The following is a 23,991-nucleotide window of genomic DNA, read 5'->3' as shown; positions in this document are numbered from 1 at the left end:
ATCTCAGGCCTTGCCACGCAGCAGCAGATCGAGCCCGATCGCCATGACCTGCGCGGACTGCACCATGTCGTCGATGCCGACCCATTCGTCCGGCCGGTGGGCGAGGTCGAGGATGCCTGGCCCATACGCCACGCAATCATAGATGTGGCCGATGCGTGCGACATGCTTCTGGTCGTAGGTTCCGGGCGAGATCACATAGTCCGGCTCGCGGTCGAACACGGCGCGAATGCCCTGCGCCAGCGCGGTGGGCACCGGCGCGTCGCGCTCGCTCATGATCGGCCGCACCTCCATGACGTCGCGGATCTCGTAGTCGAATTTCTGCCGCTCGCGCTTCAGCCGCTCCAGGATGGCGACGACCTCGCCCTTCACCTCTTCGAGGCTCTCCTCCAGGAGGAAGCGCCGGTCGATGGTGAGGCGGCAGGAATCGGGCACGTTGGGGGAGGGCAGACCCGGCTTGAAGTCGTCGGTCTGGCCGCCATGGATCGAGTTCAAGTTGAGCGTCGAGCGGCGCGCCCCCTCCGGCACCACCGGCATGCGCGTGCGCTTGGTGTCGAGCAGCGGGAACAGCTCGGCCTCGAAGGCGGCGAGAACGGCGCTCATATGGCGCACCGCGCAGTCGCCGAGGAACGGCATGGAGCCATGCGCGATCTCGCCCTTGGTCTCGATCTCCGCCCACCAGACGCCGCGATGACCGAGGCAGATGCGGTCCTTGTTGAGCGGCTCCGGGATGATGACATGGTCGACGCGCGGTTTCGAGAAATAGCCTTTCTGCGCCAGATAGGCGACGCCGCCGAAGCCGCCCGATTCTTCGTCGACCGTGCCGGAAATCTCGATGGCGCCGGGAAAATCCGGGTTGAGGTCGATATAGGTTTCCGCGGCGACGATCGCCGCCGCCAGCCCGCCCTTCATGTCGCAGGTGCCGCGGCCGTAGACGCGCCCGTCCTTCACGACGCCGGCGAACGGATCGACCGTCCAGTCTTGGCCGGCCTCGACCACGTCGATGTGACCGTTGAAATGCACGATCTTGCCCGGCGAGCGCCCCTCGATGCGGGCGACGACATTGGTGCGCGGGTAGCGGTCGGTGTCGCCGGGCGTACCCTCGCCGCGCAGATATTCCACCGCAAAGCCGCGCCTGCGCAGCCGCTCGCCGAGATACTCAGCGCAGGGCCGGTACGCTTCGCCCGGCGGGTTTACCGTCGGAAAACGAACGAGGTCTATGGTGAGCGAAACGAGGTCGTCGCGGCGTGCTGCCACCGCATCAAGCAGACTGTCGGTCATGATTGCGATTTCAGCAGGCGAAGCGGGGGCTTGGCAAGCCGCCTGCAGCGGCTGTCGACGGATTTCGGTAGTGCCTGCTCGCAGGAAATTGATCGGCCGAATCCATCTGTGGTGACAAATTGATTGGAGATTTCTTGTCAAGGTTGCATGGAAGCGTGCAGAAGATGTGCGAACGGAAGCGGCGCGCAGGGGGTTGTCGCATGAAGAGGATTGCATTGGCGGCGAGCATATGTCTCGCATTTCTTGCCGCAGGCATGGCAACGAGCGCCGCGGCAAGTCTCGTGGCGAAGGTCGATGTCGGTAACCAGACCATGACCATCAGCAAATACGGCAAGGTCGTCCATGTCTGGAAGGTGTCGACGGCGCGGAAGGGTTACATTACTCCGCGTGGAAGCTGGCGGCCGACTCGACTGCACAAGATGTGGCGTTCGCGAAAATACGACAATTCACCGATGCCTTATTCGGTCTTTTATTATGGCGGCTATGCGATCCATGGTACCAGCGCGGTCGGCAGGCTTGGCCGCCCGGCCTCGCATGGCTGCGTGCGCCTCGCCACCGGCAATGCCGCGCATTTCTATCAGCTGGTCAAGCAGTTCGGGCCTGGCAATACGCGCATCATCGTGACGAACTGATTGCCATGGCGGATCTTCGAATTTCGCGTTGCAGGGGAATGGCGTGCCGACCGTTGCACGGTGCGCCATTTGTCTATACAAAATTTGCTATGAATTGACGCTTTCGAGCATTTTCTTCCCTGGGCTCGCCCGTTAGAGATGGTCGGGCACGTGGTCGGGATGACCAGCCAGGCCGAGGGACAGGGAATGCCGGCTAAGCCAAGGGTCGCGCTTTCGGAACCCGTCTCGGACGAGGTTCGCAAGACCACCTGCTATATGTGCGCCTGCCGCTGCGGCATCGACGTGCACATCAAGGACGGCAAGATCCGCTATATCGAAGGCAACCGCGACCATCCGGTCAATCGCGGCGTGCTGTGCGCAAAGGGTTCGGCCGGTATCATGCAGCATTACGCACCGGCAAGGCTGCGCGCGCCGCTGAAGCGCGTCGGCCCGCGCGGCTCCGGACAGTTTCAGGAAATCTCCTGGGATGAGGCGCTGGAGACCGCGACGCGCTGGCTCGGTGAGGTGCGGGAAAAAGACCCGAAAAAACTCGCCTTCTTCACCGGCCGCGACCAGTCGCAGTCGCTCACCGGCTATTGGGCGCAGATGTACGGCACGCCCAACTACGCCGCGCATGGCGGCTTCTGCTCCGTCAACATGGCGGCGGCCGGCATCATGACCATCGGCGGCGCCTTTTGGGAGTTCGGTCAGCCGGACTGGGACCGCACGAAGCTTTTCGTGCTGTTCGGCGTGGCCGAGGACCACGATTCCAACCCGATCAAGATCGGACTGTCGAAGCTGAAGCAGAACGGTGCGCGCTTCGTCTCGGTCAATCCGGTGCGCACTGGCTATTCGGCGATCGCCGACAACTGGATCGGCATCCGCCCAGGCACCGACGGGCTGCTGATCCTCTCGGTGATCCACGAACTGCTGAAGGCGCGAAAGATCGATGTCGACTACATCGTGCGCTACACCAACGCCACCTGGCTGGTGATCGACCAGCCGGGCGCTGCCGACCACGGACTGTTCGCGCGCGGCGCGGATGGAAAGCCGCTGGTGTTCGAGAGCGTCACCGAGCGGGCAGTGCCGCTCGGCACGCAGGGCGCACGCGCTGCGCTTTCCGGTCGAATCGAACTGTCGGATGGTCGCCGCGCCGTGCCGGCGTTCCAACTTCTCGCCGAAAGATACCTCGACGCGCAATACGCGCCGGAAGCGGTCGCCGCCGAGACTGGCGTCGCCGCCGAGGTGATCCGCGGGCTTGCCGCCGAGATCGCGCGGGTTGCCTTCGACGAGGCTATCTTCCTCGACCAGCCTTGGACGGACTTGAACGGCAACCGCCATGACGGTTTCGTCGGACGACCCGTATCCTTCCATGCGATGCGAGGCATCTCCGCCCATTCCAACGGATTCCAGACAGCCCGCGCCCTGCATTTCCTGCAGGTGCTGATCGGCGCGATCGATTGCCCCGGCGGCTTCCGCTTCGAGCCGCCTTACCCGAAGCCGGTGGAAGCCCATCCGACACCGCACGGCAAGGCGGAACATTTCGGCTCCAACAAGCCGTTGTCGGGCCCGCATCTCGGCTTTCCGCGCGGGCCCGAGGACATGCTGATCGACAAGGATGGCAACCCGACCCGCATCGACAAGGCGTTTTCCTGGGACGCGCCGTTCTCGGCGCACGGGCTGATGCACATGGTGATCGCCAACGCCCATGCCGGCGATCCGTACCCCATCGACCTGCTGTTCCTCTATATGGCCAACATGGCGTGGAACTCGTCGATGAACACGGCCGGCGTCATCAAGATGCTGGAGGACAAGGACGAAGCTTCCGGCGAATACCGCATCCCCAAGATCATCTATTCCGATGCCTATGCCTCCGAGATGGTCGCCTATGCCGACCTTGTGCTGCCGGATACGACCTATCTGGAGCGCCACGACTGCATCTCCATGCTCGACCGACCGATCTCGGAACCTGACGCGGTGCAGGATGCCATCCGCTGGCCGGTGGTCGAACCCGATCGCGACGTGCGCGGTTTCCAGTCCGTGCTGCTCGACCTCGGCGCACGGCTGAAATTGCCGGCCTTCGTCGACAATCGCGGCAAGCCGATCTACGAAAACTATGCCGACTATATCGTGCGGCACGAACGCCGGCCGGGAATCGGCCCGCTGGCCGGCTTTCGCGGCCGCGACGGCGACCGCACCGGGCGCGGCGCCAGCAATCCGGACCAGCTCAAGCGCTACATCGAGAATGGCTCGTTCTTCTCCGCGCATATCCCGCTGGAGGCGCAGTTCTTCAAGCACGCGAACAGGGCCTACCAGGATTTTGCGGTGCGCATGGGATTTTTCGACCAGCCGCAGCCGGTGACGTTCCAGCTCTACCAGGAATCGCTGCAGAAGTTCCGGCTTTCCGCCGAAGGCGTGCGCGAGCCGGTCGCGCCGGAAACGCACCGCGCGCGCATCCTCGAAACCTTCGACCCGCTGCCGATGTGGTACCGGCCCTTCGAGGAGGCGGCTGTCGACCGGGAAGAATTCCCCTACCACGCGATCACCCAGCGGCCGGCGGCGATGTACCATTCCTGGGGCTCGATGAACGCCTGGCTCAGGCAGATTCACACCCGCAACCCGCTCTATGTTCCTGGCCCGATCTGCGACGAGCATGGATTGCGCGACGGCGACTGGGTGTGGGTGATCTCCAACCACGGCCGCATCAAGGTCGAGGTGGCGCGGATGGAAGCGGTGAATTCCTCGACGATCTGGACCTGGAACGCCATCGGCAAGCGCGGCGGCGCCTGGGCGCTCGACCCGAACTCGCCAGAGGCGACCAAGGGCTTTCTGATGAATCATCTGATCAACGAACTGCTGCCGCCCAAGGGCGACGGGCTGCGCTGGTCGAATTCCGACCCGATCACGGGGCAGGCGGCCTGGTACGACCTGAGGGTGCGTATCGAGAAGGCGGAGGCCGGTGTCGAGAGCCAGCCGCATTTTCCCGCCGTCCCCGGATTGCGCCGGAAGGACGAGGTGCCGGCGGAACTGCGCTACGGCCAGGAGTGGGCGAAGTGAGCGCACGGAAGGCAGCTTTCGTGAGGCCGGTGCTTCTTCGCACCCCCCTCTGTCCTGCCGGACTGTCCGGCAGGACAGAGGGGGGTGCGAAGAAACGCTTCCCGAACCGTCCAAAGGGCAAGGGGTTGTCATGACCAGCCTCCCCACCGAACGCTCCGGCAAAAAGCTCGGCCTGGTCATCGACCTCGACGTCTGCGTCGGCTGTCATGCCTGCGTGGTTTCGTGCAAGGAGTGGAACACCGGCGGCTATGGGTCAGCGCTGTCCGACCAGAACCCTTATGGTCCGGACGTCACCGGCGCATTCCTCAACCGCATCCACACCTTCGAGGTGGTTCCGCAAGGCGGCGAGGTGATCGGCGAGGCGGGCGAAGCCCGCATCGTGCATTTCCCGAAAAGCTGCCTGCATTGCGACGACGCGCCATGCGTCACCGTTTGCCCAACCGGCGCCTCCTACAAGCGCGGCGAGGACGGCATCGTGCTGGTCGAAGAGGACAAGTGCATCGGCTGCGGCCTGTGCGCCTGGGCTTGCCCCTATGGCGCGCGCGAGATGGATCTCGCAGCGGGCGTCATGAAGAAATGCACGCTCTGCGTCGACCGCATCTACAACGAGACGCTCCAGGAGGTCGACCGCGTGCCGTCCTGCGTGCGCACCTGCCCGGCCAACGCCCGTCATTTCGGCGATCTTGCCGATCCGTCCTCGGCGGTGTCGGTCATGGTTGCCGAGCGCGGCGGCATCGATCTGATGCCGGAGCAGGGCACGCGCCCGGTCAACAAATACCTGCCGCCGCGCCCGCGAAAGCCGCTCGCCGCCAGCGCCGGCGCGCTGCTTGCCGAAAACACCACCGGCGCCACCGGCTTCTTCGCCTGGCTCGACGGCATGCTGGACCGGATTTGAATGGGTGTCTATCTGCGTGCGTATCGACGACGCGGGGCGTTCTTTCGCACCCCCCTCTGTCCTACCGGACATCTCCCCCGCAAGGGGGGAGATTGGCAGCTTCAGCAACACCGCGCGTCCTGCTACGGTGACGATTGGCGAAACCAAGGCGGCCAGCCAATCTCCCCCCTTGCGGGGGAGATGTCCGGTAGGACAGAGGGGGGTGCGAAAGAACGCCCAACGCCGCCGATACATGCCAGGCAGCACGTGGCATAGCCATGCACCCCGCCTTCTCCATCATCGTCTTCACCGCCCTATCCGGGCTCGGCTACGGGCTTGCCGCCATACTCGGCCTCGGCCTGCTCGACCCCTCGGCCATCGCCACCAAGGTGACTCACGTTGCCACGCTCGTTTTCATCGGCGCCGGGCTGCTGTCCTCCACGCTCCATCTGGGAAATCCGCAGCGCGCCTGGCGGGCGCTGTCGCAGTGGCGGTCGAGCTGGCTGTCGCGCGAGGGCGTGATGGCGCTGGTGACTTTTCCGCCGCTGCTGTGGTCGGCCTGGGGAACAGTCGTGGAGGACCGCTACCTGCCGCTGCCGGCCCTGCTGGGTGTTCTGGGCGCGGCAATCACTGTCTACTGCACCGGCATGATCTATGCGTCGCTGAAATCCGTGCAGGCGTGGCATACGCCGCTGACACCGGCCTGCTTTCTTCTGCTGGCGCTGGCCGGCGGCTCGATCCTGGGCGCGCTGGCGGGGGCCGCGGGTGGAGGAAACACGCTGGTGCTGACGCTTTGCGCGCTCGCCGCCACGCTCGCCGCCTGGACCGCGAAGACGGCATGGCGCAGGCGCATGCTGGCGATGCCGTCGCTCTCCACACCCGAGACGGCTACCGGCCTCGGCACCATCGGGCGGGTGCGCCTGTTCGAACGGCCGCATATGACGGAAAATTACCTTACGCGGGAGATGGGCTTCAAGATCGCCCGCAAGCACGCGGCCAAGCTTGCGCGGCTCTCCTTCCTATCCGGCGCGGCGCTTGCCGCCGTGTTTCTATTGCTCGCAATGGCAGCCTTGGCCGGGGCGCCGTCAGCCGCGGCCGTGCTCCTCGGCCTCGCGACTGCGTCTCACCTGCTCGGGGTCTTCGTCGAGCGCTGGCTGTTCTTCGCCGAGGCGCGGCATGCCGTGATGAACTACTACGGCGCCTGAGGGTCAGTGGCGGGACGGCCTCGCCGGCCGTATCTTCTCGACTTTGCGCACGAGACGGCGCGTCGCTGCCACCTGCGCATCGCGCTCGGAGGTATTTTGCGGACCCCAAGGTGTCCACATCGTCGGGGCGGAAGATTTCCGCCGCGGCCTGAGGCGTTCGATCGTCGCTTCCTTGTTCATCCGTCTATCCGTTTCCGCGCCGGCCTTCTCTTGGTGGGCGCTTCGCAAGAAGAACGGACGCTTTGCGCGGTTGTTCCGTCGTGCCGCGATTCGCTCAGGCCGATGCCGCGCCGCGGGCCCGCCGGCGACTTGCCTTGGTGAGCTTCCAGCGCTTGTGGAACCACATCCACTGGCCGGGGTCCTCGCGCACCCAGCGCTCGACCACGTCGTTCAGCAGTTGCGCGGTGGCGTGGATGTCGACGCGGCCACGCTCGGTGCGCGGCAGTTCGAGCTTCGGCTCGATCACGAGGCGGAAACGGTTGCCGGGAAGCCGGACGCAGCGCGCCGGATAGACGTCGCATTCATACTGCCGCGCCAGCTTGGGCAGCAGCGGGCTGGTCTCGCAGGGCCGACCGAAGAAGGTGGTGGGCAGGCCGTTGACGAATTTCTGGTCGACCAGCACGCCGATCGTGCCGTTCTCGTCGAGGATGCGCGCCAGCGTGAAGGAGACGCCGGCGCGCGAGGCGATCAGGTCGCCCATTGCCGAGCGGCGGGTCGAGTGGATGAAATTGGCGATATAAGGATTGTTCGGCGGCCGGAACAGCGAAGTGACCTTCATACCGTAGGCGGCGCCGGCGATCGGCAAAAGCTCGAAATTGCCGAGATGGCCGGTGAACAGGATGTGGGGCTTGTCCTCGACGGCGATCTTCTCGAAGAACGGGATGCCTTCCACTTCGACACGACCTTGCGACGTCGCATGAACGTCGAAGTCGAACAGGCTGTCCAGAAAGACATATTCGGCGGCGAGCCGCGCCATGTTGCCCCACATGTCGACGGCGATCTCGCGGATCTCCGCCTCGCTCTTGTCCGGGTAAGCCTTACGCAGATTGTCGAGGGCCACCTGGTGGCGGCCGACCAGCGGCCCGAGCCGGCGCGCGGCGCGGTCGGCAAAGTTGATCGCCTTGTCGGCGGGAAACAGCCTGAGCACGCGCATGATGGCGAGCGCCACCTGCGCGGTCAGCCAGTGGCCAGCCTGCCGCGATAAGCGCGACCAACGGTAGAGGCGGTCGCGCCGGTTCATCCCACGCGCAGGATGATCTTGCCGAAAACGTCCCGGCCTTCCATGCGCTTCAGCGCTTCGCCGATCGAGGCGAAGTCCACCTCGGTGTCGATAACGGGCTTCACGATACCGGCGGCCATCTTCTGCATGGCGTCGGCCATGTTCTCCATCCGGCAACCGAACGAGCCGAAGATTTTTATCTGCTGCTGGAAGAGCTGCATCAGGTTCATCTGGGTCGACACGCCCGAGGTCGAGCCGCAGGTGACGATGCGGCCGCCGCGCTTCAGCGACAGCATGGAACCCGCCCAGGTATCGGCGCCGACATGCTCGAACACCACGTCGACGCCCTTCTTCTTCGTCAGCTTGCGCACCACGCCCTCAAAACGGTCCTCGCGATAGTTGATGACGTGGTCGGCCCCCAGTGCCGTCGCCTTCGCCATCTTGTCGGCCGAGCCGACCGTGGTGATCACGGTGCAGCCCATGCGCTTGGCGAGCTGGATCGCCGCCGAACCGATGCCGGAGCCGCCGGCATGAACGAGAATGGTCTCGCCAGGCTCGAGTTTTGCGTTGTCGAACAGCATGTGCTCGACCGTGCCGAAGGTAACCGGGGCGACGGCCGCGCCGACCGCGTCGACGCCGGGCGGGGCAGGAACCAGCAGGCGCGCCGGCAGGTTGATCTTCTCTTGCGCAAATCCATCCAGGTGGAAGCCGTGTACCCCGCCGACGTGCTCGCAGAGATTGTCACGGCCGGTCCGGCAAGCCTTGCACAGGCCGCAGGTGCGCGCGCCGTAGATCGAAACCAGTTGGCCGGGGACGATGCCCCCCACGCCCGGGCCGATTTCTTCCACCTCGCCTGAAGCTTCCGCGCCGATGGTCAGCGGCAGCTTGCGCTTGGCAAACGCCATGCCCCGCCAGCCCCACACGTCGATGTGGTTAAGCGCCACCGCCTTGATGCGCACCGTCACCTCGCCAATGGCGGGCGGCGGCGGGGCAGGGATGTCGACCTGCTCGAGCCGGCGGTCTTCGATGAGCTGCAGTGCGCGCATTAGGGGGTCGTCCTTTGGGCGGGCGTCCGCCGGTTCGCAAGTTCGCGCTCCTTCGCACCCCCCTCTGTCCTGCCGGACATCTCCCCCGCAAGGGGGGAGATTGTATCGGCCGCATGGGCTTCGCCAATCGCCAGCGTGGCACGCGGGGCGCGGATGGCGAAACTGCCAATCTCCCCCCTTGCGGGGGAGATGTCCGGCAGGACAGAGGGGGGTGCGAAGGAACGCAACGGCAACCGCTCGGAAAACAGAAAGTGAGCGTTCCGCCTAAACGGGTTCCCGCGCCATGACAAGGCAGGTGTTCTGGCCGCCGAAACCGAAGGAATTGGAGAGCACCGCCGAGACGTCGGCCTGCCGCTTGGCGTTCGGCACCACGTCGAGCTCGATCGCAGGGTCGGGATTGTCGTAGTTGATGGTCGGCGGGATGACGCCTTCCAGCATGGTCATCAGCGAGAACGCCGCCTCGATGGCGCCGGCGGCCGACAGCGTGTGTCCGATCATCGACTTGTTGGAGGAGATCGGCAGCCTGCGCATGCGCTCGCCGAAGACGGTCGACAGCGACATGTGCTCCATCTTGTCGTTCTCGGGCGTCGATGTGCCGTGGGCGTTGATGTAGTCGATCCGATCCTCGCCGAGCCCGGAATCGGCAAGTGCCGCCCGCACCGCGGCGATGGCCGGCGAGCCGTCGGGCTTCGAGCGGGTGCGGTGGAAATCGTCGGCGCGCTCACCGCAGCCGGCCAGCACGCCGAGCACTTTCGCGCCGCGCGCCAGCGCGCTCTCCAGCGATTCCAGCACGAGCGCGGCGGAGCCCTCGGCGAGGACAAAACCGTCGCGGTCCTTCGAGAACGGTTTCGACGCCTTCTCGGGCACGTCGTTCTGCGTCGACAGGGCCGACAGCAGCGAGAAGCGGATCAGCGCCTCGGCGGTGGCCGAACCGTCCGCACCGATCGACAGCGCCCGGTCGCTCTCACCGCGGCGGATCGCCTCGACGCCGAGCTGGATGGCGGTGGCGCCCGACGCGCAGGCGGTCGACAGCGTGATCGGCAGGCCGGTGGCGCCGAACCGGTCGGCGAGGCGATCGGCAACGGCGCCGAACATCACCGAATCGAAAACGTCGCCATTCTGCTTGCTGGCGATCGCCAGCAGCCGGGCGTAGCCTTCCTGCTCGTCGGACTGGCCGTACATGGCGAAGCGCGAATGCCACGAGAGCTCGACCGGCGGCGAGGCGAGAAACAGCGGGCCGTCGAAGGCGCCGGCGAGGCCGGACTGGCCAATCGCCTCAGCGGCGGCCGTCTCGGCGAGCTCGTAAGTCAGCGCAGTCGCGCCCTGATTGCTGGAGCCGAGGAAATCGACCGTGCCGGCAATGCGGGTGTTGAGGAGGTCGACCGGAAAGCGGGTGATCGGATGGATGCCGGAGCGGCCAGACGTCAGCGCCGCCCAGTTTTCCTGCTTGCCGACGCCGAGCGAGGTGACGACGCCGATGCCGGTCACCGCCACCACCGGCCGCCCGAGATGATCCGTGTATTTCGTCATGGCGCTTACTCCGCGGCGGCGACCAGCGCCATGCCCTCGAAATAGTGATAGCCGACCGTCGTTGCCAGCGCTCCGGTGAGCGGCCCGGAGAATGGCTTTTCCGAGCCGTCGAACGGCGAAAAGGCCTTGCCCTTGCCGACGGCGAGCGCTGCCAGCGCCACCGCCACGAAAAACTGCGCCTCCTTCACGTGGCCGATCAGCGAGGAGTAGCCGCGCACCACGGCGCCGTTGCGCGCGAGCACCGCCTGCTCGGCGGCCGTAGCGGCATGAGCCCCCGAGGCACCCGAGACGACGAGCAGGTTTTCGGCATCCTTCGCCGTCCGCGCATAGATCGACGCCAGCGCGTCCTCGTAGCCGGCGTCGCGTTTCGACCGGCCCGGCGTCACGGCGAGCAGCTCGGCATAGGCCTTGCGGCCGCGCTTTTCGGCATGCTCGCGCTGCTCCAGCACGAGGAAGGCCGAGCCGGAGCCGCTGACGATACCGCCGCCGGGCATGCCCTGGCGCTGCCATACGGGCGCATGCGGTCCACGATGCAGGTAGCCGCCAAGCTCATAGCCGAGCAGCATGTCGGGATGCTCCGACTGGAAGGCGCCGCCCACCAGCACATGCGTCGCCTGGCCGGAGCGGATGCGGGCGAAGGCCGTGTCGACGGCCGAGACGGCCGCACCTTCTTCGCCCATGAAGGTGCGCGAGGAGCCGGTGACCTTGTGGACGATGGAGATGTTGCCGGCAAGCAGGTTGGAGAGCTGCGCCAGGAAGAGGGTCGGACGCAACTCGGTGGTCAGCTTCTCGTTGAGCAGCACCTCGCGGTCGGCCCGCGTCTGCGAAGCGGCGAGGATGGCTGCGTCCACCGCCGCGTCGCGCTCGCCGCCGCCGGCCGCGATCACCATGTCCATCGAGCCGACGAGCGCCTCGTCCCCCTTCATGCCCGCGTCGTCGAGCGCCAGGCCGGCCGTGTAGGTGCCGAGCCGCTGCCAGGTTTCCATCTGGCGCTGGTCGCCGCGCTTGGCTATCTGCCTGCTCCAGTCGATTTCCGGCAGCGGGTGGAAGGAGAACGGCGCAAAGCGCTCCGAATCGACGACAGGCGCGGGCGGTCCGGCGGAAAGGGCGGTCCAATGGGCCTCCGCTCCCTCGCCGAGCGACGAAACCAGGCCGATGCCGGTGATGACGACGTCGTGCGCGCTCATGGTCGGGGCAGGGCGCCGATCAGGCGGCGGCCTTGGCGGCCACCAGCCCGTCGATCTTGGCGCAAAGGTTCTTCATGACGAAATATTCGTCGGTGGAAACCTTGCCGTCGTTGACTTCCTGCGTCCACTTCTCGAGCGGCACCTTGATGCCGAACTCCTTGTCGATGGCAAAGACGATGTCGAGGAAATCGAGGCTGTCGATGCCGAGATCGTCGATGGTGTGGCTTTCCGGCGTGATCTTCTCGCGGTCGATCTCGCTCGTCTCGGCGATGATGTTAGCGACCTTGTCGAATGTCGTGGACACGGCGATTCCTTAGAAAGAGTGCAGAGTCGCGCAGCCTGCCGCCACGCGCAAGTTTGGCGCTATCTAGTCGGTTTTGGCCGTAAGGAAAAGGGGCGCATTTGTCCGGGCAGTTTCGGCGCCCGTACCGCTTCGTTGGTTTCCCGAAACGCCTGAGACCATCCCGTTGCCTGAAGACTCTTCTCAGGCTGGAGGCGCTGGCATGCGCGGGCGGCCGTAGCCACCCGCATCATGCGTATGCGATCGGCGTCGGCCAAGGACGATCAGATTACCTGGAAGTCCGCGTTGGTGATCGTCGGCGTGCCGCTAAGAACGGCGAACTGGATTGCGCTCGCGCCGCCCACGCCGTCTTCGTCGTAGAACAGCCGGCCGGTGGTGGTCTCGTAAATGATGCGGTCGTCGGCATCCTGCGCGAGACCCGTGGTATCGGCGCGGAATGCGGACGCGGCCAATGGTCCGGTCACCGTCAGCGCCGTGAAGATCGCGTTCTCCAGACGAATCGTGTCATCGACGGCACTGAAATTCAGGATCGTGTCGACGTTGTCCGCGGCCAAGGCGGTGGTGAAGGCGAAAAAGTCCTTGCCGGCGGCTCCGTCGAGAACGTCCGAACCGCCCTTTCCGTCGAGCACGTTCGATCCGGCATTTCCGAGGATCTGGCTCTGCCGCAGTTGGTTGCCGGTCAGGTTTATGGCCGTGGTGCCGTTGCGGTTGGTCGTCTGCATGACTTCGATGTCGAGATCTGCGGACAGTACATAGCTGGACGACGTGGCCACCACATCCTTGGTGCCCTGGCCGGCTACCTCGACTATGTCCTCGTTCGCCGCTCCGGTGACGTGGTAGAAATCGTTGCCCAGGCCGCCGGCGGCATAGCCGCCGTCGGCGTTCAGACGAATACGATCATTAAATCTGCTGCCATAGATATAATCATATCCGGCACCGCCATCCAAATTCGGGTTGTTTGCCCCCACCTTTCCCGCGTCGATCGTGTCGGAACCGGCGCCTCCGTAGATGGCCTCCATGTGGCCTGCACCTTTCAGGGTGTCGTCGAACGACGTGCCGATAATTTTCTCTATCGATACAAAGACGTCGCCAGCTGCGTCGCCGGTGTTGGCGGCCATGTCGGAGACATCGACTGTGACCGCTTCGGACGCTGTCTCATAACTAGCTGTATCGTTTCCGTAGCCGCCGGGGGAAACATCGCCCTCCAGCCTGTCGGCACCTGCTCCACCGATCAGGATGTCATCACCTCCTCTGCCGAACAGCATGTTCGCGCCTGCGTTGCCGATGATGGTCTGGGAAGAGTTGCTGCCGTAGAGGTTGATGGCGCCGGTGCCCTTTGCATCGCTGGTCATCATCCACTCGATCCCATTGTCCGAACCGATATCGAAGCTCGATGAGGCGATAACGCGATCATTGCCGACCCCGCCTTCGCCGATCTGGTCAGAACTGTCGACGAGGTAGGTGTCGTTACCGGTTCCTCCTCTGAGGGTATCGTTTCCGCCGCCGCCGGAAAGCGTGTCGTCGCCGCCGCCGCCTTCCAGGAGATTGTTCGCCGCGTTGCCGATGATCGTCTGGCCGAATTCGTTGCCGGTCAGGTTGATCTTGGCGGTGCCGGTAACGCCGTTCGTGGTGAGCAATTCGATCTCCGCGCCGGCCGCCAGTTTGTAGCTCACTGCCGCCATGACGCGGTCGGCCGTTCCGTTTCCGGCGGCTTCGACAACGACGTCGGCGGCGTTGTAGACCCTGTAGGTGTCGTTGCCCGCGAGCCCGCTCAGCCTGTCGGCTTGCCCGCCGCCGCTGCTCAGGATGTTCGCGCCGGCGTTTCCGGTTATCGACTGCGCCAGCAGATTACCGGTCAGGTTTATCGCCGCCGTTCCGGCCGCCCCGTTGGTCGTCAGTTGCTCGATTTCCACGCCAGCAGCCAGCGTATAGGACACGCCCGCTGCGACGCGGTCGTTCGTCCCTTGTCCGGCGTCCTCGATGATCCGCACGTCGGCGCTGTAGACCCGGTAGAGGTCGTCGCCCATGCCGCCTTCAAAGACATCACCGGCACCAAGGGATTGGAACGTGTCGCCATAAGTCGAACCGAAAACATAGTCGGCCTTGTTCGTCCCGGTGAACGACCCCGCGACGGTGTAGCGCGTAACCGTGAATTCCCTGGTCAGCTCGATCCCTGCATTGTTGTCGTGCAGCATGAAGGCGCCGTCGGTGGTTATTCCCGTGGCCAACGTCGCGTAGAACTCAAGATCAAGCGGCGGCGCGCTTTTCTGAGTGGCCGACGCCTGATACGTGCCGATACTGGCGGTGATGTCTCCGTTCCAGGTGGAGGTGCCTTCCAGGCCGTAGTAGAGCGTGGCGACCACCTGATTGCCGACGCGGACCAGCGAAAATTCCGGCGAAACCCCCGAGGCGAACTGACTGACAAGCATAAAACCCTCCTGTGCAAGTTTTGAGACATAGCACAGCGGGGTGCACGGGAGAATGACCGTGTATTTCTTGAAGTACACCGGGAATGGTGGGCGATGACGGGCTCGAACCGCCGACATCTTCGGTGTAAACGAAGCGCTCTACCAACTGAGCTAATCGCCCCCGGGCGTGGCGGACGTTTAAGACGTTCGCCGCGGCAACGCAAGGGCACCCGTGGATGACCGTTCCGCCGGCTGGGCGGCAAGCGCGCCAATCGCCGGCTGCGATCCACGCCGGCGGGATATCTCGCCTTTTAACGGTTCCGGTTTCCGTGCCTTAACCCTGAGCGACGAAGTGCGCCGGCGCCGGCTGCCGGCCCGGCCGGAATTAACCGTCCCTAATGGTCGCTCCTCTATAGCCGCTCCCATGGCGCCGGGAATGGCGCTTCCCCCTCTTGCGGAAATGACCCGATGGACGCCCGGTCCGACAAGAATGCAGTTCCCCTGGCGGTTGATCTCGACGGGACGCTGATCGCGACCGATCTGTTGTGGGAGGGGCTGTTCCTGCTCTTGCGCAAGAACCCGCTCTACCTGTTCCTGGTGCCGTTCTGGCTCGCCCGGGGCCCGGCCACGCTGAAGCTGGAAATGGCCAAGCGCATCGACATCGATGCGGCCTCGCTGCCCTATCGCAAGGAGGTGATGGAGCGTCTGCAGGCCGCGCATGCCGCCGGCCGCAAGCTCGTCCTGGCCACCGGCACGCCGCGCAAGTTTGCCGAGCAGATCGCCGCGCATCTCGGCATCTTCGATGCCGTGCTGGCGACCGACGGGGCGGAAAACCTGACCTCGCACCGCAAGCGCGCCGCCCTTGTCGCCGCCTATGGCGATGCCGGCTTCGACTATTATGGCAACAGCCGGCACGACCTCGAAATCTTCGACGCGGCGCGCGAGGCGGCCGTGGTGGCGCCCGACCGCAGCGCGGCGCGCTGGCAGGCCAAGCATGGCTGCGAACTGATCGCTACGCCCAAGCCGACCTTCAAGACCATCCTGAAGATGCTGCGCGTGCACCAATGGCTGAAGAACGGCCTGATCGCCGTGCCGGTCGTGCTGTCGCACGAATATTTCAACCCCGGCATGGTGCTGTCCTGCCTGCTCGCCTTCATCTCCTTCAGCACGGCGGCGTCGGCCATCTACATCCTCAACGACTGCTTCGACCTGGCGCTGGACCGCCGCCATCCGACCAAGCGCAACCGGCCCTTCGCCTGCGGGCTCCTGTCGATGCGCTTCGGCATGGCCTCCATCGTCGTGCTGCTGGCGGTGAGCTTTGCCACGGCAGCGCTGCTGCCGGTTCTGTTTCTTGCCGTGCTCGCGGCCTATCTCGTCGCCACCACCGCCTATTCGCTGTCGGTCAAGCGCATGCTGCTGCTCGACGTGCTGATGCTGGCCGGCCTCTACACGATGCGCATCCTCGCCGGCGCGGCGGCCACCAATATCGGCGTGTCGTTCTGGCTGCTCGCCTTCTCGACCTTCTTCTTCCTGTCGCTGGCGCTGGTGAAACGCTATGTCGAGCTGCGATCCTCGATGCTGGTGCCCGGCGAGCGCATCGCCGGTCGCGGCTATCGGGCCGAGGATCAGGAGATCGTCGCCCAGGCAGGCATAGCCTCGGCCTTCTCCGCCGCGCTGGTGCTGGCGCTCTACATCGACAGCGCCGCCGTGCGCGAGCTCTACTCGCATCCCTGGATGGTGTGGCCGCTGGCGCCGATCGTGCTCTACCTTACCATGCGCATCTGGATACTGGCGCGGCGTGACGAACTGCACGACGATCCGGTGGTATTCATCGTGCGCGACTGGCGCAGCCAGATCGTGGTGCTGCTCGGCGCGGTCATGCTGGTCGCGGCGGGTCTCGTCCGATGACCGCAGCCTGCACGAGCTTCGGACGCGTCACGCCGCCGTCGCCGCGCGTCGTCGACGCCGCGAAAGCGATCGCCGCGCTGCGGAGTGGGAAAGGCGGTGCGGACACCATCCTGCCTTACGGCAACGGCCGTTCCTATGGCGACACCTGCCAGGTTGAGGATGGCACGCTGGTCGACATGCGCTCGCTGAACCGCATCCTCGATTTCGATGTCGCCACCGGCCTGCTCACGGCCGAGGCGGGCGTCCTGCTTTCCGACATCATCGCCTACGCCGCCCCGCATGGCTTCTTCCCGCCGGTCGTTCCCGGCACGCAGTTCGTGACGCTCGGCGGCGCGATCGCGAACGACGTGCACGGCAAGAACCATCATCGCCGCGGCACCTTCGGCTGCCATGTCGAGCGGATCGAACTCCTCACGTCGGACGGCGAGACGCATCTCTGCACTCCTGCGACCAACACGGGACTCTATTCCGCGACCATCGGCGGCATGGGGCTGACCGGCATCATCCTGTCAGCCTCGCTGCGGCTGATGCGAGTGCCATCCCTCGACATCATCGAGAAGACGGTGCCGTTCGACAGCCTTGCCCAGTATTTCGAGCAGGCGGAAGCGGCGGACAGGGAGAATGAATACGCCGTCGCCTGGATCGACCAGCTCGCCGCCGGCCGCCGCGCCGGGCGCGGCCTGCTGATCAGCGGCAATCACGCGAAGCAAGGCGCGAGGCAGGCAGACACGGCCGGAAGGCGGCTGTCCGTGCCGTTTCAGCCGCCGCTCAACGTGCTCAACCGGCCGTTCCTCACCGCGTTCAATGCCGCTTACCGATGGCGTCGCGGTCGCGATCTCAGCACGCATAGGACCGGTTATCAGGGCTTCTTCTTTCCGCTCGACGGCGTGGCGAACTGGAACAGGCTCTATGGTCCGAAGGGCCTGTTCCAGCACCAGAGCGTGATCCCGTTCGAGGCAGCGGCCGAAACCATCCCGGCCATGCTCGAGGCTGCACGCATGGCGGGGCAGGGTTCCTTCCTGACTGTCCTGAAACGGTTCGGGGCGATCGCCTCGCCCGGCCTGCTGTCGTTTCCGCGCCCCGGCTATACGCTGACGCTCGACTTTCCCAACCGCGGCGCGCGCACGCTGGCGCTGCTTGGTGAACTCGACGCCATCACGGTCGCGGCCGGCGGCGCGGTCAACCCCTACAAGGACGCGCGCATGTCGGCGGAGACGTTCGCGGCTTCGTTCCCGGCATGGCGGCAGATGGAGGCCATGCGCGATCCGGCCTTCCTGTCCCGATTCTGGGCAAGGACAGCGATGCGGCTCGGCAACCGCGACCAGGGACTGGCGCGGGCAGCGGAATAACGGTTCAGCCCAAGATGCGGACAATTCTAGTCAAATGCCGCGACTGATTTCACGGGAAGTTTCCAGGTCTCTGGTAGGGATCGAACAAAGAGAGCGAACGACATGAAATTCCTGCCTTTCATCCTTTTCACCGTGCTGACCAATGCCGCCGCTCAATTGATGCTGAAACATGGCATGATGAGCCTTGGGCCGCTCTCTTTCGAGGGCGTCAACCCGGCCATCAAGGTCCTGCAGATCGTCTTCAGCCCGTGGGTCTTCCTCGGGCTGTGCATCTTCGTCATCTCGATGGCCTCCCATCTCTACGTGCTGTCGAAGGTCGAGCTTTCCTTCGCCTATCCCTTCCTCAGCCTCGCCTATGTCGCGGTTGCGGTGTTCGCCTACTTCGTCTTCCGCGAGGACCTGAACGCCTGGCGCATCGCCGGTATCGCCCTCATCTGCGTCGGCACGGTGCTCATCGCCCAGAGCGACCGTTCCGGCCATGAGGATGGCACGAAGCTTGCTGCTGCTCCCTTGAAAACCAGTGAGATCTCAAAATGAGACACGTCATCTTCGGCGGCGACGGCTTCGTCGGTCGCCACCTCGCCCCCAAGCTCCTCGCCGACGGCCACGAGGTTGTCGTCGCCGACATCGTCAAGAGCGATCTTTCGCACTACCGCCATACGTCCTTCGTCCATTGCGACGTCACCGACCCGGCGTCGGTCGCCGCTGTCGGCATGAAGGCCGACGACATGGTCTACAACCTGTCGGCCAAGATGCTGTCGCCGATCCAGGTGCGGGCCAAGCGCCACGACTTCTTCTACCCGGTCAACTATCACGGCACGGAGAACATCATCCGCGCCATGGACAAGGCCGGCGCGCCAAAGCTGGTGCACTTCACCACCGACATGATCTACGGCCACACCGTCACCTATCCGATGACGGAGGAGCATCCGGTCGCGCCGCTCGGCGAGTACGGCATGTCGAAATGGGAGACCGAGAAGCTCGCCGCCGTGTGGCGCGGGAAGGGCATGTCGATCTCGCTGTTCCGGCCCCGCCTGATTATCGGCCCCGGCCGGCTCGGCATCCTCGAAAAGCTGTTCAAGCTGATCGATTTCAATCTTCCCGTGCCGATGATCGGGTCAGGCAAGAACCCCTACCAGTTCATCTCGGTGTTCGACTGCGCCGAGGCCGCCCGCGCCGCTTTCAAGGCGGGCGTGCCCAACGAGGCCTACAACCTCGGCTCGCTCAACCCACCGCCGGTGCGAAAGCTGCTGGGCGACCTCATCCGCCATGCCGGCTCGAAGTCGATCCTGGTCCCGACGCCGGGCTGGGCGGTGAAGCGCACGCTCGACCTGCTCGACCTCGTGAACATGCCGATCATGGACCCCGAGCAGTATCTGATCGCCGACGAGGAATGCGTGCTCGACGTCTCCAAGGGCGAGCGCCAGCTCGGCTGGGTGCCCCAGTTCCGCGACGAGGACATGCTGATCGCCGCCTACACGGAATATCGCGCCAAGAAAGAGGGCCGCGCGCCCGCCGCAACCCACGTCCCGGCCGAATAGGAGTCTTTTCCATGAACGTCATGACCAAGCCGGACACGGCAGCCCGCCCGACAATCGCAGCCCCGGCACTGGTGCCCGGCGGCATCCCCAAGCCGGCGCTGATGACGGTCGAGCAGGCCAAGGCGATGGACGTCGCCCGGCTGACCGACCTGTTCAAGGCCCACCTCAATCCCGGCCAGCTGCATTTCATGAAGCTGCTCGGCTTCCACAAGATTAAGATCGAGCGCGCCGAGGGCATGTATTACGTCGACCAGAACGGCCGGAAGATCCTCGATTTCTTCGGCGGCTTCGGCTCGCTCGCTTTCGGCCACAACCATCCCCGCATCCTCGAGGCGCGCAAGAAATTCCAGGAGGAGAAGCGGCAGGAGATCGCCATCGCCTTCATGTCGCAATATGCGACGGCGTTAGCCTACAACATCGCGCAGTGCTCGCCGGGCGATCTCGACATGGTCTTCCTCGGCTCCTCCGGCTCCGAGGCGATGGAGGCGGCGGTGAAGGTCGCCGAGCGCGCCGCCGGGCCGAAGCGCCCGAAGATCGTCTATGCAGAGAATTCCTTCCACGGCAAGACCAAGGGCGTGCTGGCCATCACCGACGGCTCGCTCTACCGCGCCGAGTTCAAGATGGCCGACAACACCGTGCGCGTGCCCTTCGGCGACATCGATGCGATCGAGCGGGCGTTCCGCAGCGATCCGGAGATCGGCGTTATCGTGCTGGAGACGGTCCAGGGCGGCGGCGGTATCATCCAGGCGCCGGCGGAATTCTGGCAGAAGCTCCGCGCGCTCTGCGACCGGTACGGCGTGCTGTGGGTCGCCGACGAGGTGCAGTGCGGCTATGGCCGGACCGGCCGCTTCTACGCTTTCGAGCACTATGGCGTAGTGCCGGATGTCACCGCGCTGGCGAAGTCGCTGGGCGCTGGTAAGGCGGCGGTGGGCGCCATGATCGCGCGGCGCGACGTCTACATGAAGGCCTACGGCACGCCGAAGACGGCGATGATCCATGCCATGGCGACCTTCGGCGGCATCGGCGAGGCCTGCGTCACCGCCATCGAAGGCCTCAACGTGCTCTATGACGAACACCTGATCGACAATTCCGCCGATACAGGCGCCTATCTGCTGGAACGGCTCAAGGCCGTGCAGGCCAAGCACCCCAAGATCATCAAGGACGTGCGCGGCAAGGGTTTCATGATCGGCCTGGAGTTCCACGACTTCTCGCAGACGCTGCCGATGGTGCTGCGGCCGGTGGTGAGCGTGCTTGACGACAAGCTGAAGGGCTCGCTGTCGGGTTTCGTCGGGTCGCTGCTGCTGCGCGACTACGACGTGCTGGTTGCCTTCACCGAATACAACCGCAACGTCATCCGCCTGGAGCCGCCGCTCATCTGCGGCAGGGAGCATGTCGACCGCTTCGTCGAGGCGCTGGACAGCCTGCTGTCGCGCGGCATCGTTTCGATCGTCAAGGATTTCGTGAAGAGCCAGATGAACTGAGGCGGGGGAGAAACCCTCGGGCAGGAGAGGCAGGGGCAATGATAAAGAGCGAGCGGGCGCCGATCATCTGGGCGCTGGACACAGGGCTTGGCAAAAACCTCGCCCAGGTTGCAGAGAACAGGACGCTGCTCGACCGGCTGGCGGTCGCCTTCTTCGCCTGCGTCTGCGTGGCCATCGCCCTCTACGGGGTGATCAAGCCGGACTACAACTGGGACATGGTCGCCTATGTGGCGACCGCGCTGGAGGACCGCTACCAGGATCCGGCCGAGCTGCATGCCGCGACCTGGGCGGTCATCTCGGAGGGCGCGCGGGAATCGCAGCTCTACGAGATCCAGTACGGCAACCCGTACAACAAGCACCAGTGGGAGAACCCGGCCGACTTCCAGTCGCAGCTCTCCATGTACCGGGTGAAGGTCGGCTACATCTGGCTGATGCGGCTGATGGAGCCGGTGGTCGGGCTGGCCAATGCCTCCATCCTGCTTTCGGTGATCCCGTCGCTGCTGGTCGGCGCGCTGGCGCTCTACTGGCTGGCACGCGAGAACGCACTGCAGGGCGCCTTCGTGCTGGCGCCGCTGCTGATGCTGGCCGACCAGGCGCAGATGACCACGGCGGTGGTGCCGGACATGCTGCTGTCACTGGTGTCGCTGGCCGCCATCTATGCTTTCGTGCGGGGACGCGACACGCTCGCCTGCGTGCTGCTGTTCGCCAGCGTCTTCGTCCGCCCGGACAACATCATCCTGATCTTTGCGATGCTCGTCACCGCCGTGGTGTTCGGCTGGCGCATCCTGCCGCTGCTGGCGACCTTCGTGGCGAGCTTCGCCGCCTGCGCGCTGATCTCCAGATATGGCGGGCATCCAGGATGGTGGGCGCATTTTTACTTCTCCTGCGTGCAGATCCAGAAGTCGATGATCGGCTTCCATCCGGACTTGTCGTTGGCGGCGATGGCAAAGGGCTATGCGCGCGGCGTCGTGGTCTCGCTGGTGCATAGCGACTGGCCGGCACTACTGGCCCTGTTCACGGCCGGCTGGGCGCTGCTCAACCGCTTCGGCAGGGCGATCACCAGCCGACAGAACGGCATGCTGTTCGCTCTGGCGATCGGCGCGCTCGGAAAATTCGCGAGCTTCCCGTTGCCCGACGACCGCTTCTACCATGTCTTCATCATCGGCATGGCGGTCCTGCTGGTGGCGATCTGGAAGCCGCGTTTCGATACGGCACGCATAAGGACATAGTCATGGACGGCGGCGAAGTCTCGATCTTCCTGGAATTCCTGCGCATGATGGCGGCCTTCGCCGTCCCCGTCGGGATTCTGGACCGCGGCGCACCGCTGCGCGGGACGCGCTTCCTCGCCCAGGCCGCACTCGGAGCCCGCTTTGGAAACAGCCGTCCGTTCCAGATGGTCAATGTCGGCGCATGCGACGGCGTCCTGTTCGACGACGTGACGCCATGGCTGAACCGCATTCCCGGATCGCGGGCCGTCCTGGTGGAGCCCATTCCGTACAACCAGCAGCGGCTGCGCGCCAACTATCCGGACGCCCAGCGCTTCGTCATCGAGCCCGTGGCGGTGACCAGGACCAAGGGCGCGATCCGGGTGAAGACGTTCGACGCCGCCGCCCTCGAGGACGGTCGGCTGCCGATCGAGTTCGTCGGCTGCTCCTCCATCACCGACACCAACCTGATGTCGGGCAAGAACGCCTGGGGCGAGGCGGACGGCAACTTCGAGAAATTCGCGCCCTATCTCAAGGACATCGACGTACCGGGCGATACGCTGCAGGATGTGCTCGACCGCAACCGGGTCGAGCACATCGACGCCTTCCTGGTCGACTGCGAGGGCGCCGACTGGATGGTGTTCGAGCAGCTCGATCTCAAGCGTTACCGGCCGGGCATGGTCAAGGTCGAGGTCGGGGCGCTGCCGGCCGACGAGATCGGCCAGGTGGTCGTCAAGCTGAAGACCGCCGGTTACAAGGTCGGCCTCTATGCCGAGGATGTCTGGGCGTTTGCGTGAATGGCGATGAGCTCGCCAGAGGTCATCGCACCAACGTCTTGGCGGCGGCAAGCGGCAGATAAAACGTCGCAGACCGTGAAGTGAGCGGCGTGAACCCATATGACCGGTAAAAGGCACTCGCGCGATCGTCAATCGCATCGGCGAACACCGCATGCGCACCGATGGGTGCGCTCGCGACCGTTCGTATGGCGTCGAACAGCATCGCTTCCCCAAGGCCGAACCCGGAATAGTCAAGATCGCGAGCCAGCCAGCCAATCAAGATAGCGGGAACTGTCGGATAGCGCGGCAATTTCCGAGCAAGCGGCTCCGGCACCTCGGTGACCGGTACGGAGCTGGCCGAGAGCGTGTAAAAGGCGGCCACCCTGCTGCTATCTGCCGGGCGGGCTACAAAGCATGTGGCGTATTGGCGCTTTATGTCTTGCGAAACGGCCTGACGAAAATAGGCGTCGATGCGCTCGTTGCCGCAGGCGAACCGCGAACGATCATGCTCCTTCCCCAGAGACTCGATAAGGAACTGCGGCTCATCGGTTCCTGAAGAGCTTGGCATGACGTTCAGCCGCGCGCACCAACTTGGCGGTGGGTTTCGGGGGGGTGATCAAGGCTTCGGCGAACCTGATCTGGTCCTCGCGGCTCAGCCGCATAATCTCGGCTTCTTCGATCACGCGCCGCGCGTCCTCCCCGGCGGTCGCCAGAAGATAGCCCGTCAGCGTCATGCCGCGCAGCTTGGCGGCGCGCTGCATCTGCTGATAGGTTTCGACGGGAATGCGCGCCTCGAGCCGCGCCATCTCCATAGTGGACTCACCCATGTCGTATGCCTCCATTATCGGCGTAAATACGGCAAATTGCCGTATATTTCAAGTTGAAGGCCGGTGCCGAGAATACGAAAACGCTGATGCCGCTCGCCGAGACCGCGTAGCGCCAAGATGCGGCACCCAAGTCGCGCCGCTTCGGAGCAATGTCGCAAACAGGCTGCGCGCTTGGCGCCGCACGGCCC

20 protein-coding genes and 1 tRNA gene are annotated in these 23,991 nt (G+C 64.9%); 11 read left to right on the top strand and 10 right to left on the bottom strand.

The features are described 5' to 3' along the window. Positions 1-3: 3 nt before the first annotated feature. Positions 4-1,278, bottom strand: a complete 1,275-nt coding sequence (locus AC5JDC_RS24810; protein WP_495845524.1) for an acetylornithine deacetylase/succinyl-diaminopimelate desuccinylase family protein — start codon at positions 1,276-1,278, stop codon at positions 4-6. A 200-nt stretch (positions 1,279-1,478) separates the two neighbouring features. Between AC5JDC_RS24810 and AC5JDC_RS24805 the strand changes: the two genes are divergently transcribed. The 4 genes from AC5JDC_RS24805 to AC5JDC_RS24790 all read left to right on the top strand — a co-directional run bounded on the left by AC5JDC_RS24805 (position 1,479) and on the right by AC5JDC_RS24790 (position 7,025). Further along, positions 1,479-1,910, top strand: coding sequence for a L,D-transpeptidase (locus AC5JDC_RS24805; protein WP_106772443.1), 432 nt, complete (start codon positions 1,479-1,481; stop codon positions 1,908-1,910). Positions 1,911-2,096: 186 nt separating this feature from the next. Then, entirely contained in the window at positions 2,097-4,946 is a 2,850-nt protein-coding gene (locus AC5JDC_RS24800) for a molybdopterin oxidoreductase family protein (RefSeq protein WP_495845521.1), read from the top strand. 130 nt (positions 4,947-5,076) lie between these two features. Further along, a complete protein-coding gene (locus AC5JDC_RS24795) occupies positions 5,077-5,841 on the top strand; it encodes a 4Fe-4S dicluster domain-containing protein (protein WP_495845519.1) in 765 nt (254 codons plus the stop codon). 257 nt (positions 5,842-6,098) lie between these two features. After that, positions 6,099-7,025 carry a dimethyl sulfoxide reductase anchor subunit family protein gene (locus AC5JDC_RS24790; protein WP_495845517.1) on the top strand — a complete coding sequence of 309 codons (927 nt, stop codon included), beginning with the start codon at positions 6,099-6,101 and terminating at the stop codon, positions 7,023-7,025. A gap of 274 nt (positions 7,026-7,299) precedes the next feature. On the opposite strand, the gene AC5JDC_RS24785 is transcribed toward AC5JDC_RS24790, so the two are convergent. The 7 genes from AC5JDC_RS24785 to AC5JDC_RS24755 form a co-directional block, all read right to left on the bottom strand. Next, positions 7,300-8,265, bottom strand: coding sequence for a lipid A biosynthesis lauroyl acyltransferase (locus AC5JDC_RS24785; protein ID WP_495845515.1), 966 nt, complete (start codon positions 8,263-8,265; stop codon positions 7,300-7,302). Continuing rightward, positions 8,262-9,290, bottom strand: coding sequence for a zinc-binding dehydrogenase (locus AC5JDC_RS24780; protein WP_495845513.1), 1,029 nt, complete (start codon positions 9,288-9,290; stop codon positions 8,262-8,264). The genes AC5JDC_RS24785 and AC5JDC_RS24780 overlap by 4 nt, the downstream gene beginning before the upstream one ends. Before the next feature lie 264 nt (positions 9,291-9,554). Further along, on the bottom strand, positions 9,555-10,820 hold the full coding sequence (locus AC5JDC_RS24775) for a beta-ketoacyl-ACP synthase (protein ID WP_495845511.1): 1,266 nt from the start codon (positions 10,818-10,820) through the stop codon (positions 9,555-9,557). 5 nt (positions 10,821-10,825) lie between these two features. After that, positions 10,826-12,007: a beta-ketoacyl-ACP synthase gene (locus tag AC5JDC_RS24770; protein ID WP_495845509.1), complete on the bottom strand. Its 1,182-nt coding sequence runs from the start codon at positions 12,005-12,007 to the stop codon at positions 10,826-10,828. A gap of 19 nt (positions 12,008-12,026) precedes the next feature. Continuing rightward, positions 12,027-12,317, bottom strand: a complete 291-nt coding sequence (locus AC5JDC_RS24765) for an acyl carrier protein (protein WP_207770998.1) — start codon at positions 12,315-12,317, stop codon at positions 12,027-12,029. Between the two features lie 254 nt (positions 12,318-12,571). After that, positions 12,572-14,737, bottom strand: a complete 2,166-nt coding sequence (locus AC5JDC_RS24760) for a beta strand repeat-containing protein (RefSeq protein ID WP_495845507.1) — start codon at positions 14,735-14,737, stop codon at positions 12,572-12,574. An 84-nt stretch (positions 14,738-14,821) separates the two neighbouring features. Next, positions 14,822-14,897 (bottom strand) — tRNA-Val (locus AC5JDC_RS24755). 287 nt (positions 14,898-15,184) lie between these two features. Here AC5JDC_RS24755 and AC5JDC_RS24750 point away from each other — a divergent pair. The 7 genes from AC5JDC_RS24750 to AC5JDC_RS24720 all read left to right on the top strand — a co-directional run bounded on the left by AC5JDC_RS24750 (position 15,185) and on the right by AC5JDC_RS24720 (position 22,997). After that, entirely contained in the window at positions 15,185-16,624 is a 1,440-nt protein-coding gene (locus AC5JDC_RS24750) for a UbiA family prenyltransferase (protein WP_495845505.1), read from the top strand. After that, a complete protein-coding gene (locus AC5JDC_RS24745; RefSeq protein ID WP_495845503.1) occupies positions 16,621-17,973 on the top strand; it encodes an FAD-binding oxidoreductase in 1,353 nt (450 codons plus the stop codon). The genes AC5JDC_RS24750 and AC5JDC_RS24745 overlap by 4 nt, the downstream gene beginning before the upstream one ends. Positions 17,974-18,075: 102 nt before the next feature. Continuing rightward, positions 18,076-18,510, top strand: a complete 435-nt coding sequence (locus AC5JDC_RS24740; protein ID WP_106772456.1) for an EamA family transporter — start codon at positions 18,076-18,078, stop codon at positions 18,508-18,510. Beyond that, complete coding sequence (locus AC5JDC_RS24735) at positions 18,507-19,514, top strand: NAD-dependent epimerase/dehydratase family protein (RefSeq protein WP_495845500.1); 1,008 nt, start codon at positions 18,507-18,509, stop codon at positions 19,512-19,514. The genes AC5JDC_RS24740 and AC5JDC_RS24735 overlap by 4 nt, the downstream gene beginning before the upstream one ends. A gap of 20 nt (positions 19,515-19,534) precedes the next feature. Next, positions 19,535-20,995, top strand: coding sequence for an aspartate aminotransferase family protein (locus AC5JDC_RS24730; RefSeq protein WP_425351334.1), 1,461 nt, complete (start codon positions 19,535-19,537; stop codon positions 20,993-20,995). A gap of 38 nt (positions 20,996-21,033) precedes the next feature. Next, complete coding sequence (locus AC5JDC_RS24725; protein WP_106772459.1) at positions 21,034-22,224, top strand: hypothetical protein; 1,191 nt, start codon at positions 21,034-21,036, stop codon at positions 22,222-22,224. Between the two features lie 44 nt (positions 22,225-22,268). Beyond that, a complete protein-coding gene (locus AC5JDC_RS24720; protein WP_106772551.1) occupies positions 22,269-22,997 on the top strand; it encodes an FkbM family methyltransferase in 729 nt (242 codons plus the stop codon). A 22-nt stretch (positions 22,998-23,019) separates the two neighbouring features. Here the strand turns inward: AC5JDC_RS24720 and AC5JDC_RS24715 are convergent, their stop codons facing one another. Both AC5JDC_RS24715 and AC5JDC_RS24710 read right to left on the bottom strand, forming a co-directional pair. Continuing rightward, a complete protein-coding gene (locus AC5JDC_RS24715; RefSeq protein ID WP_106772460.1) occupies positions 23,020-23,544 on the bottom strand; it encodes a GNAT family N-acetyltransferase in 525 nt (174 codons plus the stop codon). After that, positions 23,519-23,803, bottom strand: coding sequence for a type II toxin-antitoxin system TacA family antitoxin (locus tag AC5JDC_RS24710; protein WP_106772552.1), 285 nt, complete (start codon positions 23,801-23,803; stop codon positions 23,519-23,521). Before AC5JDC_RS24710 ends, AC5JDC_RS24715 begins: the two co-directional genes overlap by 26 nt. Positions 23,804-23,991 lie beyond the last annotated feature (188 nt).

This window comes from Kumtagia sp. (assembly GCF_059502445.1).
Note: the sequence above shows the minus strand (reverse complement) of the source record. Positions and strands in the feature narration are given on the sequence as shown.

What these genes read in the sequence shown, in the direction of transcription:
- AC5JDC_RS24790 (WP_495845517.1), top strand. Translation starts at nt 6,099, where the DNA reads ATGCACCCCGCCTTCTCCATCATCGTCTTCACCGCCCTATCCGGGCTC.
- AC5JDC_RS24750 (WP_495845505.1), top strand. Translation starts at nt 15,185, where the DNA reads ATGGACGCCCGGTCCGACAAGAATGCAGTTCCCCTGGCGGTTGATCTC.
- AC5JDC_RS24775 (WP_495845511.1), bottom strand. Translation starts at nt 10,820, where the DNA reads ATGACGAAATACACGGATCATCTCGGGCGGCCGGTGGTGGCGGTGACC.
- AC5JDC_RS24760 (WP_495845507.1), bottom strand. Translation starts at nt 14,737, where the DNA reads ATGCTTGTCAGTCAGTTCGCCTCGGGGGTTTCGCCGGAATTTTCGCTG.
- AC5JDC_RS24745 (WP_495845503.1), top strand. Translation starts at nt 16,621, where the DNA reads ATGACCGCAGCCTGCACGAGCTTCGGACGCGTCACGCCGCCGTCGCCG.
- AC5JDC_RS24730 (WP_425351334.1), top strand. Translation starts at nt 19,535, where the DNA reads ATGACCAAGCCGGACACGGCAGCCCGCCCGACAATCGCAGCCCCGGCA.
- AC5JDC_RS24810 (WP_495845524.1), bottom strand. Translation starts at nt 1,278, where the DNA reads ATGACCGACAGTCTGCTTGATGCGGTGGCAGCACGCCGCGACGACCTC.
- AC5JDC_RS24795 (WP_495845519.1), top strand. Translation starts at nt 5,077, where the DNA reads ATGACCAGCCTCCCCACCGAACGCTCCGGCAAAAAGCTCGGCCTGGTC.
- AC5JDC_RS24735 (WP_495845500.1), top strand. Translation starts at nt 18,507, where the DNA reads ATGAGACACGTCATCTTCGGCGGCGACGGCTTCGTCGGTCGCCACCTC.
- AC5JDC_RS24780 (WP_495845513.1), bottom strand. Translation starts at nt 9,290, where the DNA reads ATGCGCGCACTGCAGCTCATCGAAGACCGCCGGCTCGAGCAGGTCGAC.
- AC5JDC_RS24770 (WP_495845509.1), bottom strand. Translation starts at nt 12,007, where the DNA reads ATGAGCGCGCACGACGTCGTCATCACCGGCATCGGCCTGGTTTCGTCG.
- AC5JDC_RS24805 (WP_106772443.1), top strand. Translation starts at nt 1,479, where the DNA reads ATGAAGAGGATTGCATTGGCGGCGAGCATATGTCTCGCATTTCTTGCC.
- AC5JDC_RS24710 (WP_106772552.1), bottom strand. Translation starts at nt 23,803, where the DNA reads ATGGGTGAGTCCACTATGGAGATGGCGCGGCTCGAGGCGCGCATTCCC.
- AC5JDC_RS24800 (WP_495845521.1), top strand. Translation starts at nt 2,097, where the DNA reads ATGCCGGCTAAGCCAAGGGTCGCGCTTTCGGAACCCGTCTCGGACGAG.
- AC5JDC_RS24720 (WP_106772551.1), top strand. Translation starts at nt 22,269, where the DNA reads ATGATGGCGGCCTTCGCCGTCCCCGTCGGGATTCTGGACCGCGGCGCA.
- AC5JDC_RS24715 (WP_106772460.1), bottom strand. Translation starts at nt 23,544, where the DNA reads ATGCCAAGCTCTTCAGGAACCGATGAGCCGCAGTTCCTTATCGAGTCT.
- AC5JDC_RS24740 (WP_106772456.1), top strand. Translation starts at nt 18,076, where the DNA reads ATGAAATTCCTGCCTTTCATCCTTTTCACCGTGCTGACCAATGCCGCC.
- AC5JDC_RS24725 (WP_106772459.1), top strand. Translation starts at nt 21,034, where the DNA reads ATGATAAAGAGCGAGCGGGCGCCGATCATCTGGGCGCTGGACACAGGG.
- AC5JDC_RS24785 (WP_495845515.1), bottom strand. Translation starts at nt 8,265, where the DNA reads ATGAACCGGCGCGACCGCCTCTACCGTTGGTCGCGCTTATCGCGGCAG.